Origin of the sequence: Metabacillus indicus LMG 22858 (assembly GCF_000708755.2) — a bacterium.
GTDB lineage: Bacteria > Bacillota > Bacilli > Bacillales > Bacillaceae > Bacillus_P > Bacillus_P indicus.
Genome location: NZ_JGVU02000006.1, coordinates 351997 through 368141 on the forward strand (window position 1 = coordinate 351997; position 16145 = coordinate 368141).

The following is a 16145-nucleotide window of genomic DNA, read 5'->3' on the forward strand; positions in this document are numbered from 1 at the left end:
AAAGACAGCAGAAAAGCCCCATAATTCGGGGCTTTATTTTAATTGTCTTTTAATTGCAGTGCTCATCCCCGCAGCAGCCTGATCCTTTCCAGTCGACCTGAATGGTTGTATGATGAAGTCCGAATTTGTCATGCAGCAGTTTGTTCGCTTCTCTTAGGACAGCCTGCTGTTCCATTCCTTCCTCCACTTCAAGATGACAGCTCAGTGCAGGAAAATCTGATGTAATCGACCATACATGCAGATCGTGCACCCCGTGTACACGGTCCATGTTCAGCAGAGCGCCTTTAATTTCATCCAGATTCAAGTTGCCCGGAACACCCTCCATCAAAATATGAAACGAATCCTTTGTGACCCTGAATCCGCTGATGATGATTAAGATGGCCACAATGATACTTGCTACCGGATCTGCTGCTCCCCAGCCGAAAAACATGATCAGCAGGGCGGCGATAATGGCCCCGACAGAACCAAGCATATCCCCGATCACATGGAGAAAAGCACTCCTGACATTCAGATTGTCATCCTTGTCACCCTTCATCAGAATAAATGCAGCTGCAATATTAACCAGCAGGCCGATGCTTGAAATAATCAGCATTCCTGAGCTTACTACTTCCGGTGGATCCACAAACCGCTGATAGGCTTCTATAAAAATAAAAATCGAAATGACGATCAGCGTCAGGCCGTTTATGAATGCAGCAAGTATCTCAAACCGTTTGTACCCGAATGTTTTAGAAGAAGATGCCCCTTTTGCCCCGAATACCAGAGCCAGATAACTCAAGCCAAGCGCAGCCGCATCACTCAGCATATGACCTGCATCAGAAAGCAGAGCCAGACTGTTTGTCAGAAGCCCCCCTATCACTTCAGCAACCATAAAGAGAGCAATAAGAGCAAACGCCCAAAGCAGTGCTTTTTTATTGTTCGTATGGTGGTGGTGATGCCCGTCATGACCATGGCTGTGAGAATGTCCCATCCAAATCCCTCCGTTCTTCTTATATATGAATATATGCTCATATATATTATTTCAAAACGTGTTGTTTTGTGCAAGTTGTACTTAGTTTTTACATTTCTATTTTAATTATCAGGTTTGTACGCCCTTAACGGAATGCAAGTATGAAAAAAACAGCCGCATCCCCTGCGGCTGTTTCTTAGTAAATATCTCTTCTCGAAAAGACAAAAAACGATACGATGAGGCCGCACACGGCCCATACGCCGAGGACACTCATTGAAAATCCGAGCGACATCCCGCTGATTGGCGGAGCCATTCCGGCTACGTAGTCTGTGAGCCTCAAGTTGACCATGAAAAAGTATTTCGCTGATTCCCACGAGGAAACCATATTGGCAAGAATCGCTCCCGCAATCAGTGCTGCGAGCATGACGCCCATGACGGATGCCGTACTCTTCATGAGCACGGACAGGGTAAAGGTAAGCGTGCCGATGACGACAGCGACGAACCATACGAGCCCAAGCTCCATCAGGATATACTGCCACTGGTCAATGAGCTGAACATTTTCCGTGTTCAGTTCTTCTCCGGTCACGGTAAATCCGGTCAGCACAGGCATTGTCCACCCGCCATATCCGAAGACGACTCCAGATATCAGGTAAGACAGAACCCCAAGCGAAAGAACAATAAACGATATGGACAAAAGCAGGGTGATGTATTTACTCAGAAGGATCTTCCACCTTTTCACAGGTCTTGTCAACAGCAGTTTAATGGTGCCTCTGTTCGCTTCGGACGAGACAAGGTCTGCTGCAATGACCATGACCATGAGCGGCAGCAGGAGATCGATGGAATTTTCGGCGAACATCCTCATGAACGTCGGTGCTCCCGGCGCACTTGGATTGATGTCATTGTCCAGGTAGTATTGCTGCTGTTCCATTCGGATCTGCAAATATTTTTTCCATTCAGCTGAAATTCCGCTTGAACTCAGCCGGTTCTGGGCATTGATAATTTCCTGCTGCAGCTGAGTGCGCCAGTCTGTGGTCCCAAGTTCTTCTTGAAGCTGTTGTGCTTCTTTCATTTGTGCATAGGTGAAAAGGCCAACCAGGACGGCAAGAATTCCTGCGATAATAAAGAGCCGCTTTTTGCGGATGATTTTGATCATTTCGTTGTAGACAAGATTAATCAATGGTTTCACCTTCAGTCAGTTCAATGAACAGGTCTTCAAGAGTAGGAAGCTTAACCTGGATTTCTTTTACTTTAACACCAGCTGAAACGAGCTTCCCGTTCCAGTCCGGGATATGTTCTTCTTCATGATACGTGACAATCTGCTGATCAAAGTCTGACAGGATGGCTGTTTCCGCTGCCAGCACTTCTTTCCCTTTTTCAGGAGGGTCAAGCTTCCAGATGACTCTCTCTTTCTCTGACAGGAGGTGCTCTACTGTGTCTACTTTAAGTACAGATCCTTTAGATATAATCGCCACTCTGTCGCACATCAGCTGAATTTCACTGAGCAAATGAGAGGATACCAGAACACTCAGTCCTTCTTCTTCTGCCAGGAACCGGATGAATTCCCGCATTTCCCGGATGCCCACCGGGTCAAGGCCGTTTGTCGGCTCATCAAGAATGAGTACATCCGGCTTGCCAAGAAGAGCCTGGGCAATACCAAGGCGCTGGCGCATACCTAGGGAGTACGTGCTTACGCGGTCGTCAATTCTGTTCTGCAGTCCGACAAGGTCCACCACTTCCTGTATCCGTTCCTTCGGAAGCCCGGGAACCATGCGCCAGAAATACTGAAGGTTTTCCCGGCCTGTCAGGTAAGGATATAGTTCAGGGTTTTCCACAATGCACCCGATATGACTGATGGCTTTTGAAAAATCCGTCTTTAAATCATGACCGCAAATTGTAATCTTTCCTGACGTTGCTTTAATGAGCCCGACAAGCATGCGGATCGTCGTTGTCTTTCCTGCTCCGTTTGGTCCGAGAAAGCCGAATACTTCTCCCTTTTGCAGCTGAAATGAAATGCCTTTAATGATCTCTTTCCGTCCAATTTTCTTTTTAAGATCTGTCACTGCGAGCGTTGTCTGCTTACTGCTCATCCTGCTTCTCCTCCCCGCTGAACACAATCAATGATGAAAGCCTCTCTCCGATCAGCTTATAGCCTTCTGAGTTAGGATGAAATTTATCGCTGTACAAGTAGTCATTCACGTTCTGCTCAAATAAATCGAACGTCGGAACCATGATGACGTTTGGGTATTTCGCTGCCGTCTCTGCGGATTCAAAATTCCACTGTCTGACAACAGCTGACGTCGTTTTTGCATCTTCAAGATCATTAAACGGGTTGTAGAGACCGACATAATAAAGCACGGCTTCCTTATTTATTTCGCGAATTTCGCTGAAAATGGCATCCAGATTCTTTACATACGCTTCTCTTGCCGCTTCATTTGCAGAAGCGTTCAGATTTTCCAACGCCTGGCCGCCCTGGAACAAATCATTTCCGCCAATCGTCATGACAATCGTATCCGCTGAGCGGAGCTGCCTCTTGATTTCAGGCTTTTGGAGCTGACCTATGACGTCTTTTGAGACTTGTCCTTTTACAGCCAGATTAGACAGGTTAATCTCTCTGTCTGTCTTTTCTCCGAGCTCATCCATCATGTAGCCGATGTATCCTTTACCGGACTGATCCCCGGTTCCCCGCGTTAGAGAATCTCCAAGCGCGACAATCTGATACTCCCCGTCGCTCGAAGCGCTTACTTCTTCCTTTTCACTCTGACCGGGCGAAAGATTAGCAGCCGGCCCGCTGAAAAAATAATGCTGAATCGTCCATCCAAGTCCAAATATCCATAAAGCGGTTGCCAGCACGGATAAAATGCCGATAAACTTTGCTGCAGTTGGTTTCAAACGATCACCTTTTCCTTACGTGTTATCCATCAATTTACATGAAAACAGAAGCTCAGTGCAACTTTGAGTACGTTCCATTTTGGACAAATTTGACCATTGTTCAAGCTTTCGCCATATTTTCTGTCTGTTTGTGTATAGTAAAAAAACGGGTATGGCTCAGTAATAGGAGGAGACGCCAATGAATAATGAAATAAAGGCTTGTGTATTTGACGTATACGGCACACTTTTTGATGTGCATTCCGTAAAGAAAAAAGCAGATGAACTTTATGATGGACGAGGAGAAGAGATCAGCAGGATATGGCGGCAAAAGCAGCTGGAATATTCCTTCCTGCGGCAGATTATGGGCAACTATGAAACGTTTTTGACCGTCACAAGAAACGCACTGTCATACACCCTTCGTTCGCTTCATCTGGAGAATTCACCTGAAAAAGAAGAGTTGCTTATTAATGAATATAAAAAGCTGGAATGCTACCCGGAAACGGAAGAGGTTCTGCGGAGCCTATCGGGTAAAAAACTGGCTGTCTTTTCAAATGGATCCCATGATATGCTGGATCCCCTCATTGAACAGTCAGGACTTGCCCCTCTATTTGACGCCATTATCAGTGTGGATCATGCGAAGCAATTCAAACCTTCCCCCGCTTCCTACACCCTTGTATTAAAAGAACTCGGGGTCGAGCGGGAAAACGTGCTTTTCATGTCATCAAACGGCTGGGATATTTCCGGTGCCAGAAATTTCGGATTCCAGACAGCTTGGATCAACCGGGGAGGCATGCCCACAGAAGAGCTTGGGGTAAAGCCGCATAGTATTTACGAAGATTTGAAAGGGATTTTGGAGTGGAGATGAGTTGCAAGCCAATTTATCTTACCCTCCTAAACCGCAATTCGATGTGAGAGGGCACGCAAATCTACTTTTCTTACCCTCCGAAACCGTTATTCGATCTGACAGGGTACGCAAACCTGCGTTTCTTACCCTCCCAAACCGTTATTCGATCTGGCAGGGTAACCAAACCTGCGTTTCTTACCCTCCCAAACCGTTATTCGATCTGCCAGGGTAAGCAAATCTACTTTTCTTACCCTCCAATACCGTTATTCGATCTGCCAGGGTAAGCAAATCTACTTTTCTTACCCTACAAAACCGTTATTCGATCTGCCAGGGTAAGAAAACCTCATCAGCGTCACTCACCCCACCCATCATTCCTTCAATTTATAAAGTTCAATCTCCCCGTATACAGGATCAAAAAGCAAGTTCGAATGAAATTCTTTTACTTTTTCAAGCCGGGGATATAAGTCCACTCCCTGTTCCTTAAATCCGTCGACAAGCTCGCCTGTCAGATAGATCTCTTTGTCTTTCTGGTAGGAGATGTCTTTTTTGAAGTATGGATATGTGTAAAAGCGTTTATGGTCATAGGGAACGGAAAGATACTGCAGCACCCGGGTTTCTTCCCACGTATACACAATCAGCGGCTGTTTCTGCTGTTCAAGGTATTCCGCCATCTGATAGACGGCGGGTTTTTTTTCGGCCTGTTCTTTTAGAATGGGAACACATACCGCTAACTGAAGGCCCGCGAACAGAATAAGGGCATACTGAGCTTTTGCAGATTTTGCGGCAGCCATTGTAAAAAGGCTGAAAAGCAGCAGCATGGCAACCGGAAACGAGTGTCTCGGTTTATCAATATTTTGCGCGAAGAGATTCCAGATAAAATAGGCGCCGGCAAGGATGAGCAGCAGTTTGTTGATCGACCAATACTCCCTGAATGCACTTTTTCGGAATCTGATCAGCAGCAAGCCCCCAGCTAGTGCACCCGCCCCAAGCAGGAGAAGCGATCCGGCAAACATGCCTGTAAACACAACGTTGTGGACAGTCAGCCGGTAAAGTCTGGACAGGAGCGGTTCTCCTGACTCCGTGACAGCGCCTCCCCAAGAAGTGAAGTGACCTGCAACAAATCCCATGGAAAGCTTTAGAAAACCGCTTATGCTCCCTTCACTGAGTATAAGCGCAGCAAGCCACACTCCCTGAAACAGAATGGCCGCCGCAGCAAGGCCCGCAAGCTCCCTAAAACCTTTTCCTTTTCGGTACTGATGAATCCACAGGAGCACGATGGCAAGACCGAACGGAGCATACGAGAGCCTGATCCCCATTAACAGACTGAAAAAAAGAAGCGGCAGGAGCTGCGCCGTCAGATTGGTTTTATGATAGGCACGGTGAACCGCCCATAGATACCACCACAGCGCCCCGATTGCCGCTCCTTCTGACATCGGCTGAGCTGAAAGGATAGAGAGGTACGTGTTCGTCTGCAAGGCCGCCACAACCAGAAGTGATGGAAGACGTCCGGCATACTGCCTTGCAAGCAGATAAACCGGCAGGCTCGCAGCAAGTGTCATGATTCCGTTAAAAACAGACAGCGCCTGTGCAGGGTTTTCTATCCAGCTGTTAGCAAGCATGCCTCCGAAGATAAAAAAAGGATAGCCGGGAAAATGCGGCTGCATGGCAAGAAGATCATATCTCTCAAGTGCAAGGGCAAAGTCAACCTGATCCCAGGTTGCTGCATAGGGGCTGCTGTATAAAAACCGTAAGCTGAAGACTGCAGCCAGAAGAAAAAAGGCGGCGGCTGTCGTGATGTTTTTGCTCATTATTGCATTCTCCTCTGCTGGATACTGAACGATAAAAAACGCAAGGCATATGCCTTGCGTTTTTTAGCCTAAACGTGCCTCAGGCTTCAATACTTCTTTGGATGCTTCTTTTTCTTTCTTTACAGGCTTCTTAGTTGTCAGCAGCATATAAATGACAGCAAAATAGCCAAGGTATCCGATGACTTCCTCGAGAGAAGGCATGGATGAATAGCCAAGAAATGCTTTCAGGAAGATGCCGATATCTCCTGATAAAAGCGGTGCTGTGCCGTGATCGCGCAGATAGTGCGCATAATCAATTGGATGCTCCGGCAGGAGCCAAGTAATGTTGTACACATGAGGCATGACGCTTCCAATGATCTTTAAATCCTGAAGGATAGAAATACCTTGGACAAACAAACCCGCAGCGATCAGGACAATGAAAGCCCCCGTAATTCTAAAGAATGCTTTAAGTGAAATCTTCATTGTTCCTTTAAAGAATAAATAGCTGACAACAGATGCTGTGAGCAGCCCCGATATAGCACCCCAGCCCTGTATAGCCGCTCCAATGTTTCCGCCCGTGATGGCTGCGAAAAAGAAGACCGTTTCTACACCTTCGCGGAGGACAACAAGGAAGGAATGCATGACCATGCCGATGATGCTACCGGCAGAAATATAATGACTGATTTTCCCCTCAATGGAGGACTTGATGTTTTTGCTGTGTTCAGCCATCCAGAAAACCATTTGCGTTAAAAGAATGGAGGATATAAAGATGATGGATATCTTCAGGTACATTTCGCTTCCCATCGCCGAAAAGCCGGTAAAGACGACCTGGAAAAGCAATGCGACAAGGTAGCTTGCGAAAATGGCAAGACCTGCACCAAGCCAGACAAATTTCACAAGCTTTGCATTGTCTATTCTCTTTAAATAAGTGGTGATAATCCCTACAATCAGCAGGGCTTCAAGTACTTCGCGGAATGTGATTAAAAAAGCCTGAAGCTGCATACTATACCCTCCCCTTTATAATGCGGCTACTTTCTTCTTCTCCGGATGGTGAATACTGTAACGGCCGCAATCACTGCTGCGAGCAGCAGAATTGGAATCCAGTTTTTTAAATTCGCAAGATCTGTCCAGTCCGTTGTCTCTGAAGCGGTCGATTCTTCCTCTCCGCTTGTAAAGTGTCCCTGTTCAAAATCTTCTATATCAAATTCTTTTTTCAGGTTCGTTAAAATAACATCTTTGCTTTCATTAAACGAATCCTGGCTTGCATCTGCTTTTCCGACACCGAAAAGGCCCGGATTTCCAAGAGATTTTAGAGCTTTATTGAATTCATCTTTGTTCTGCTGATCCATTTCAGGGTCACTCTCTGCGATGCGCGGCGACAAAGCTTCGTAAGTAGCAAAGCCTTTTGCAAGCAGTCGTTTGCTTGTATCGTAATCTTTAAAATTCGCGTCTACGTTCTCAAGGCGGCGGCTGATGTTCATGGCAAGAAGCTTCTCCATGTTCTGAACCAGCTGTTCTTTGTCTTTATCTTCTATATTCTGAAGGATTGCTTCTGAAGGCTCAGCGCCCATGTGCATATCCACTTCTTCCTGAACTGTTTCATAAATCTTCTTTGCCTCAGCAAAATCAGGAGGAGATTCGTCGAGCTGAACCTGCATGTTTTTATAAGCTTCTGCGATCTTTTCCTCATTCGGATCACCGTAGGAATAAGCAGAAACACTGTTATGTACAGGCAAACTGAGTAGTATTAGTGCTAAAAGCAGGATAAAAGTCTTTTTCATTATGTTCCCTCCCTAAACAATGATAATGATTCTCATTTTTATTGTCAATAAAAAATGAGAAAATAAAAAATACTCTAGGAGCATTTTTTATTTTCTCTAAAAAGCGGCAAAACATGTGCATCTCTTTTTATGGCCGGTTTTCTGACCGGGCGCGTCATTTCTTTGAAGATGGCAGGCAGAACAGACGACATGTATTTTCTGAATTTAATAAATGACTGACCTTCTGTCCGCACTTGATAGGTGATCGGCACCTCTTTTACCCTGAAGCCTTTGCGGACAAGGTTAAGTGTGATGACCTGGGCATAATTGTAGTCATGGATGATTTCAGCGTGTTCCATTGCCTGGCGGGAGAACGCCCTCATGCCTGATTGCCCGTCGTAGATCCACCTTCTTAATAGAAGCGACTGAAGGAGGGTGAAGCAGTAATTGCCAAGCCTTCTATGAAGCTTCATCCCTTTTATCGTTCCTAAAAATCTCGAACCCATTGTGTAGTCTGCTTCTCCTGCAAATATCGGTTCCAAGAGGTTTGGAATTTCATCCGCTGGATATTCGTTGTCGGCATCAATCATGACAGAGATATCAGCCCCTAATCGAAAGCTTTGCGCAAGGCCTTCTCTGACCGCAGCCCCGAGGCCGCCGTTACGGGGCATTGATACAATATGATCAGCGCCTGCCGCTTTTGCGACACGGACAGTTCCGTCTGTTGAACCATCGTCAATAACCAGAATTTCAACGTCCACATTCTCATGAATGTTCCGGGGAACACATTCGATGACAGGTGCGATGGATTTTTCTTCGTTGTATGCGGGCAGAAATACGATTACTTTCTGTTTTCTCATTGATCTGATCCTTTCTTAACGGCATCCATGAGCACCGGTCCCCTGCTGTGCGATGGAAATGGTGCGCCTAGCAGATAGGAAAGGGTAGGCGCAATCGATACGAGACTGTGTTTTTCCTCCACCACTTTGCCTTTGGCAATGGATGGGCCGTACATGAAGAACGGCACAATCCGCTCTCCCTCATCAAGATGGCCGTGACCGCCGATGCCATCGGCCTGGCCGTGGTCCGCACAGATGATAAACGTCGTATTTTCGGCTTTTCCTGATTTTTCAAGGTGTCCGATAAAATCCTTTACGAGATGATCGGCTTCTTTTATTTTCTGAAGATACTCGTCATATAATACACCTCTGCTGTGGCCTGTCTGATCTGTTGAAATCAACTGGACGATGAACAGCTCAGGATCCTGCTCATCCATAATCTGCTTTGCTTTTTCCATGATTTTATAATCAACCACATCATTTTTCATGACGGCGGTAAAGGTTTCAACGTCTTTTCCAAATGCGTCCACAAGGTGGGCAACGGCAAGCATTTTCCCCTTTTTCCCCACTTTGCGCAAGGAATCAAAAATACTTTCTGTCCGCACTCCGAATCTCCACACCATGTTGGATTTTATGCCATGCTCAAACGGGTATGTGCCGGTGAACATGGATGAGAAACACACGACCGTTCGTGCAGGATACACCGTTTCCATCTTCGCATACTCTGTTCCGTTCTTGCGGAGGTAATCGAGATAAGGGGTATCAGCTTCTTCAAACCGTTCCTTTCTCATTCCGTCGATGACAATGACAACTACTTTATCATTCATGCCTTCTTCAGGTACTTCGGCGTTATCTGTATACGTTTCAATCGGCTTCGGCTTCCAATCGAACAGATAGTGATGAAGGATAAAGGTATAAATGAACAGGCCAGCGTACAATATGATAAGCTGCCCGGCAGCAATATCTGCAAATGTTCCGCCATTGTAGAAAACGCTGAACGCGTAGCTCCAGACAGAAAGAACAAGCATCAGCTTCGGCAGCTGCTCCTGTGCATTTCCGCTTGTGGAGTCACTGTTTTTTAACACAAGCTTCCAGAAACGCGTAAAGTTAGTCCAGGACGTCCCAATCCGCAGATGATAATAAAACGTTCCCCAGAAAAAGACCGTAAAAAAGAAATAAAGACCGGCAGCAAATAAGAGCAGGCCAAGATTCACTGTATCAAACATAAGCAAATACGCAATGAACGGAATCCACAAATAATTTCTTAAAAACAGAGGGAAATCATAGAGATAATAAATAATAAGCAGTGGAATGACAACGAGCAGCGAACTTGCGAACGATTGCCAAAAACGGACATCTTCAAAAAGACCAAGATGAAACAGCAAAAAAGAACCTGCTGCAAAAATAGGTGTGAACGGCTTGCCTTCATTCAGCAAATTCCAGCACCATGCAGCGATTTTCTCAAAAGATGAAGCTTGTTTAGCTTTTTCCACTCCGATTCCTCTCCTTTCTTTTCATGAATTTTGTCAGTTCTCTTAAAGGAACCGGCAGCAGCAGAAATGCAGCCAGGCCCCCTGCATATGAAAAGACAAACTTAAATACGTGGCTGATGACTGCGTATCCGTAAGCTTCCTGTACGTTTGCACCTGTCTGAACGAGTGCCGCTGTCATGACTGACTCATAAGTGCCCACCCCGCCCGGCGTCACCTGAAATACCTGTCCTGCGACCGTTACGCTGTTCACCCAAATCGATTCAATAAAGGATAAGCTTCCAGGTGCAGCAACACCAAATATAACGAACGCTTCAAGCACCCAGCTCACAATAATCAAACATAAGACCGCCATGCCCCTCACACCGTGAAGCCCTTCTTTCAACTGAAGAATCTGCTTGCGGAGAAACTCCGGAAATTTCAGCCGAAGCAGCAAAAGCCCCGCTCCTGCAAGACATGCCAACAGGACAACAAGCGGAACATTGAGGCCGAAGCTGCCAAGTAAAACAGCAAAGCCTGCCCCTGCGAAAACAATCAGCACAAGCATGTCAAGAAGTCTCAGCACGACCACAGAGTGGGCTGCCTGTCCAAGGGATACATGCCGGTCACCTTTAAAAACAGCTGCTCTCACTGCGTCCCCTGCTTTTACAGGAGATAAATGATTGACAAACAGACTGTAAAGCAGGCCTGCCAGACACTTTCTGAATGAGGCCCGGTTTTGGAGATACAGCTTCCAAGACGCTGCCCGCAAAATAAAGGCAGTCCCGTAAAGAAGAGTCATCAAAATCAGAACGTACGGACGCTGAAGAAGGGACTGAAACTGGCCAATCATCAATTCCGGATGGAACACGCGGAGACTGATAAAGATAAAAAAGCCTACAAGAATGAGACCTGTCAGATTAAATAAGGTCCGAATGCTCTTTTGCCCAGGCAACAGTTTCCTCAAATCCTTTCTTAAAAGACACCGCAGGATCATACCCGAGTTTCACACGTGCTTTTGACACATCAGCCCAGGTCGACGTCACATCGCCTATCCTTGCCTCTTTTTGCAGCAGCTTCACATTCGGAAAGTGATGCTTGATCTCATCCACTACCTCACTCATTAAAACGGGCCGGCCTGATCCAAGATTGTACACGTCACTCTCTTTTGATTTCAGTGTCAGCAGAATGCCGCTCACAATGTCATCAATATACGTATAATCACGGCCTGTACCCTGTCCGTAAATAGTAATCGGCTCATTATGGAAAAGCTTGCGGATGAAAGTGGCAAACGCCATATCCGGCCTTCCCCACGGTCCATATACGGTAAAAAATCTGAGGATATTCATCTGAAAGCCATACATGTGGCGATAAGAGTGGCAGAGTGCCTCTGCACCTGCTTTTGAGGCAGCATACGGGGAAAGAACCCTTCCTGTCGCCATATCCTCTGACAGCGGAAGCCCTGCCTGTTCTCCGTAAACGGATGAAGAAGAAGCAAAGATCACATGCTTCACATTCTGTTCAGCGGCACAGGCAAGCACATTGTTTGTACCGTCGATATTCGTCTTAATATAAGCAGAAGGATCTTTAAGGGAAGGTATGACCCCTGCCAGTCCTCCCAGGTGAACGACAGCATGGGGCTTTTCCTTCTCCATGATGACAGAAACCTTTTCGCGTTCCAGGAAACTGCAATTATAATAAACGGCAGGCCCGGTTTTGAATACCTGCTTCAGCTGATATTCTTTTCTCGCATGGGGCAGTTCCTCGGAAAGATGATCTATCAAAACCGGGTGCATGCCCTCTTTTAAAAGGCGGATGGCAAGATGGCTTCCAATGAAACCTGCCCCTCCTGTTATAAGTACTTTCATATTTGCATTAATCTCCTCATCATCCATTCTCATCGTAAAAAGAAGAAACCTTGTCTGCAAACAAGGCTTCTTCTTTTATACCATATTATTGAGCTTTCTGAATGAGATTATTTAAGCTCTCTTCAAGTAAAGGCAAATATTTGTCTGCTTCTTCTTTGTTGCCTGCTTTTGCAGCTTCAAGATAGCTATTAGCATTTTCAGTCAGCTTCGCTGTTTCTTCTTCGCCAAGAATTTCTTTGATGTCATTTTCAATCATGTTGATGAAAAGAGCACCCTCGATGGCTGTAACTGTTCCTTTTTCTTCACCGAACGCTTCTTTGCTTTCTTCATATTCATGAAGGGCAATCTTGCCGAATCCGCGTACGAACGCTCTGTTGATTTTGTAAGCATCAATATTTTTCGCATCTGTCTGAAGATCAAGCTGGCCTAGGATGTAGTCTGCTTCTTCAGGCGCATTCTTTTGCAGATAAGGATACACTGACTGATAGAAAGCCCATCCTTCTGACTGCTGAATCATCGCTTCTGTTTCATCCGTTTTCGCTGATTCTGACGCTTTTGTTGCATAGCCGTTCGGCACAGCGCCTACTGCATAATAGAATGTTTTCATCAAGGTTTTATCAACTACTTGTTTTCCAAGTGAAAAAGCAAGTTTGTCGTCATTTTCAATGGCTGACTGAATTTCGCTGAACCCGCCTGAAATAACCTCCTGCATGTTTGACTCATAGGCGGCATCGCGCTTTTCAACGGTTCCTTCAAGAACACTGTAGAATGTCATTGCTTCTTCATATTCTTCCGTTACTTCTTCTTTATTTCCCCAGTTTTCATCGATTTCAGCAAATTCGTGTCTGACCGTCTGGAAAAATTCTTTCTGCATGAGCTTATCAAAAAGCTGTCTTACAACAACCGGATTCATTTCTTCGTTCTTGCCGGCTGCAAGTGCAGCTGTCAGCGTCTGGTCAACCTGTTCTCCGAATTCCTCATCGCGCTTTTTAACAAGCGGCTGAAGGTCGGATATGTAGATTTCTTCTACTTTTGCAAAGTCCACTTCTTTGTCTTCTTTTGCTTTATCCAGTTCTGCAACTGCTTCTTTATAAGAGGCCACAAGAGCTTCAGGCTCCATTTCAGCCTGCTTATCTGTATCTGATTTCACTTGTTCTTCTTTGCCTGCTTTCTCTTCTGCAGCCGGTTTCTCTTCATTTGATGACGCGGAATCTTTTGAACATCCGCTGATGATAAGAGCTGATGCAAGAGCCGCTGATAAAATCGTCCACTTAAGTGACATGTTATTTCCCCCTGTTTATCGCTGTTGATAATGATTTTCAATAAGTACTTCGTCATTATAATGGAGAACGATTCTCATTGTCAACACACTTCAGACTATTTGCACAGGTTTTAAAGCAGCATGCTGCTCCATATGCAACTAAAAAGCCTGCTCACTGAGAGCAGGCTTTAACGATCAATTATTAATGTACTTTTCAAAAACACTGCCAAAATCTTTAATATGGTACTGCTCGCGTACAGATGTCATCCAAGTGAACCCGAAGTCCGTCAGATCTCTGTATGTATCCGCTAGCTTTGTATCATCCGTTCTTGAGTTTTGCAGTACATTCACCGCTTTATCAAGACTTTGAGACGCCATATCAATGTAGATGGCATTCTCATGGGTAGTTTCAGCGATGCGAAGAAGAGATTTGTACAGGTCCTTCAGCTGTTCAATTTGATCTTTGCGAACGTCAATGTCAAAACGCTGGCTGCCGAGAGTGAATTTAATTTCAACGTCCATATCAATTTTGCCTGCTGTTTCAAGCATCACATCAGCAAATTTATGCTGTGCGTACGGATAGCGTTTCAATGTTCGCTTTGAAGAGACAGCATTTGCACCATCTACATGGATAAAGGCAAGATTCGTAAAGCAGTACTCGTCTGCTTTTGTTTTTATTAAGAAGTAGATTTTCTCGTTGTCTTCATGCATCACATAATCGTCTGCATCTGTTTTATCAAAGTCCTGAGGGCTGATGATCGTGCCGATATCTGACAGGCCAAGTGCTTCTGAAGCGATCTTTTTAAACATGGTTTTCATCCTTCCTTGTTTAGCATCTCCCTAATTTTAACAAGAGGCAGAAGGATTGGGAACCGTTTTTTATGAAAAGATTTCAGACAGGATACCCTTTGTCAGCTTTCTTTTGAGTACGGCAGGTCCGCTTCCTTCCAGGCAGAAAAACCGCCGATAATATTGATGGAATCTTTGTACCCTTCTGCCTGAAGAACACTCATGGCAATGGCGGAGCGCACTCCTGATTGACAGTGTACAAGCAGCTTTTTGTCACCCGGGAGCTCATCCGTTCTCTTTTGGATGGTTCCAAGCATCATGTGCTTTGCTTCCAGGATATGCCCCTGCTCCCACTCTGCAGCGTTTCTTACATCGATGACTGCATAGTCTTCAGGGTTTGATTTAAGCAGATCAGCTGCCTCGGCTGCGGTGACTTCTTCATACGTTTCCATGTCTGAAATCTCACTGATGCCTTTTGGTTCTATATAGGCTGCCGTTTTATCATACCCTACCGACTCGAGCATTTTTTTTGCCTGTTCTACAGATGCTGACTCACACACGAGCACCGCTTCCCTGCTGTAATCAAGAAGCCATCCGGCCCAGTTTGCAAACGTTTTGCCAAACGGAATATTAAGACTTCCAGGCAAGTGCCCCTCTTTAAAAAGATCAGAAGGCCTTGTGTCTATTACTTGTACCTCTGAATTCTTTTTCAGGTCCTTATCAGACATCTCCTGTATATCAGCTTCACGCAAGTAATCCGGCCCCTCTTTGTTCACTTTTTTCATCAGGGCAAAATATTTCGGAGGCTCAGGCTGGCCTTTAAGCAGTTCTTCTATAAAATCATCTTTGTTATCAAGTTTAAAAGCCCAATTGTTTTTCTTTTCATATCCGGCCGTTGTAACCGGCACAGCCCCCAATGCTTTTCCGCAGGAACTCCCTGCTCCATGAGCCGGCCATACCTGCATATAGTCAGGCAGTTCCCTGAACTTCTGTACGGACTGATACATGGCAGCTGCCCCTGCTTCAGCAGTTCCCGTTACACCCGCCGCTTTCTCCAAAAGATCCGGACGACCAATATCTCCGACAAAAACGAAATCTCCTGTGAAAATCCCCATCGGCACATCAGAGCCGCCTCCTCTGTCAGTAAGAACATAAGAGATGCTCTCCGGTGTATGCCCAGGAGTATGAAGCACCTTCAGTTCGATTTTCCCGATTGTGAAAACAGAGCCATCCTTCAGAAACTCGTGGTCAAACTCTTCAGCAAATCCGTATTTCCAGTTTTCATCGCCCTCGTCAGATAAAAAGAGCTTGGCCCCTGTCTTTTTCGCAAGCTCTCGTGATCCAGATACATAATCGGCATGAATATGGGTTTCTGTTACGGCTGAAATATGAAAACCCTCTTTAGCAGCTGTTTCCAAATAGGGAGATATGTGGCGTGCAGGATCTACAATCAGTGCCTCGCCTGTCTTCTGGCATCCAACAAAATAGGACATTTGAGCAAGATTTTCATCAAAGAATGAACGGAAAAACATAGAATTGCCTCCTTGTTATTTTACATATACCCGTATATGTATATTACCTCGTCAACATTCTTCTAAACCTGTTTGTATCTAAACTGATTTCCGCTTTTTATTTATAAATATGGACATACTCTTACAGAATTCAAAAGTTGAATATATACCCCATATAGTATTTAATGAAGGTAAGATAAATG

15 protein-coding genes are annotated in these 16145 nt (G+C 45.4%); 1 reads left to right on the plus strand and 14 read right to left on the minus strand.

All coding sequences use genetic code 11. The features are described 5' to 3' along the window. Positions 1-49 precede the first annotated feature (49 nt). The 4 genes from AZ46_RS16230 to AZ46_RS16245 all read right to left on the minus strand — a co-directional run bounded on the left by AZ46_RS16230 (position 50) and on the right by AZ46_RS16245 (position 3835). Positions 50-967 (minus strand): cation diffusion facilitator family transporter, encoded by a 918-nt coding sequence (locus AZ46_RS16230; RefSeq protein ID WP_029284520.1) that lies wholly within the window; start codon positions 965-967, stop codon positions 50-52. 175 nt (positions 968-1142) lie between these two features. Beyond that, entirely contained in the window at positions 1143-2123 is a 981-nt protein-coding gene (locus AZ46_RS16235) for an ABC transporter permease (protein WP_029284522.1), read from the minus strand. Continuing rightward, positions 2116-3033 carry an ABC transporter ATP-binding protein gene (locus AZ46_RS16240; protein ID WP_029284524.1) on the minus strand — a complete coding sequence of 306 codons (918 nt, stop codon included), beginning with the start codon at positions 3031-3033 and terminating at the stop codon, positions 2116-2118. The genes AZ46_RS16235 and AZ46_RS16240 overlap by 8 nt, the downstream gene beginning before the upstream one ends. Next, positions 3023-3835, minus strand: coding sequence for an SGNH/GDSL hydrolase family protein (locus AZ46_RS16245; protein WP_029284526.1), 813 nt, complete (start codon positions 3833-3835; stop codon positions 3023-3025). Before AZ46_RS16245 ends, AZ46_RS16240 begins: the two co-directional genes overlap by 11 nt. Positions 3836-4013: 178 nt before the next feature. Here AZ46_RS16245 and AZ46_RS16250 point away from each other — a divergent pair, with 178 nt between their 5' ends. Next, entirely contained in the window at positions 4014-4679 is a 666-nt protein-coding gene (locus AZ46_RS16250) for a haloacid dehalogenase type II (RefSeq protein WP_029284528.1), read from the plus strand. 347 nt (positions 4680-5026) lie between these two features. Here the strand turns inward: AZ46_RS16250 and AZ46_RS16255 are convergent, their stop codons facing one another. The 10 genes from AZ46_RS16255 to AZ46_RS16300 form a co-directional block, all read right to left on the minus strand. Further along, entirely contained in the window at positions 5027-6466 is a 1440-nt protein-coding gene (locus tag AZ46_RS16255; protein WP_051865610.1) for a hypothetical protein, read from the minus strand. A gap of 63 nt (positions 6467-6529) precedes the next feature. Beyond that, positions 6530-7447 carry an FTR1 family iron permease gene (locus AZ46_RS16260; RefSeq protein ID WP_029284532.1) on the minus strand — a complete coding sequence of 306 codons (918 nt, stop codon included), beginning with the start codon at positions 7445-7447 and terminating at the stop codon, positions 6530-6532. Between the two features lie 26 nt (positions 7448-7473). After that, positions 7474-8226: a hypothetical protein gene (locus tag AZ46_RS16265; RefSeq protein WP_029284534.1), complete on the minus strand. Its 753-nt coding sequence runs from the start codon at positions 8224-8226 to the stop codon at positions 7474-7476. Positions 8227-8300: 74 nt separating this feature from the next. Further along, positions 8301-9065, minus strand: coding sequence for a glycosyltransferase family 2 protein (locus tag AZ46_RS16270; protein WP_029284536.1), 765 nt, complete (start codon positions 9063-9065; stop codon positions 8301-8303). After that, on the minus strand, positions 9062-10537 hold the full coding sequence (locus AZ46_RS16275; RefSeq protein ID WP_029284538.1) for an alkaline phosphatase family protein: 1476 nt from the start codon (positions 10535-10537) through the stop codon (positions 9062-9064). Before AZ46_RS16275 ends, AZ46_RS16270 begins: the two co-directional genes overlap by 4 nt. Beyond that, entirely contained in the window at positions 10524-11468 is a 945-nt protein-coding gene (locus tag AZ46_RS16280; protein ID WP_051827315.1) for a lysylphosphatidylglycerol synthase transmembrane domain-containing protein, read from the minus strand. Before AZ46_RS16280 ends, AZ46_RS16275 begins: the two co-directional genes overlap by 14 nt. Next, positions 11434-12381, minus strand: a complete 948-nt coding sequence (locus AZ46_RS16285; RefSeq protein ID WP_029284540.1) for an SDR family NAD(P)-dependent oxidoreductase — start codon at positions 12379-12381, stop codon at positions 11434-11436. Before AZ46_RS16285 ends, AZ46_RS16280 begins: the two co-directional genes overlap by 35 nt. Positions 12382-12466: 85 nt before the next feature. Next, positions 12467-13663 carry a hypothetical protein gene (locus AZ46_RS16290; RefSeq protein WP_029284542.1) on the minus strand — a complete coding sequence of 399 codons (1197 nt, stop codon included), beginning with the start codon at positions 13661-13663 and terminating at the stop codon, positions 12467-12469. A 174-nt stretch (positions 13664-13837) separates the two neighbouring features. Further along, positions 13838-14452 (minus strand): PH domain-containing protein, encoded by a 615-nt coding sequence (locus AZ46_RS16295; protein ID WP_029284544.1) that lies wholly within the window; start codon positions 14450-14452, stop codon positions 13838-13840. Between the two features lie 101 nt (positions 14453-14553). Continuing rightward, positions 14554-15963, minus strand: coding sequence for an MBL fold metallo-hydrolase (locus tag AZ46_RS16300; protein ID WP_029284546.1), 1410 nt, complete (start codon positions 15961-15963; stop codon positions 14554-14556). Positions 15964-16145 lie beyond the last annotated feature (182 nt).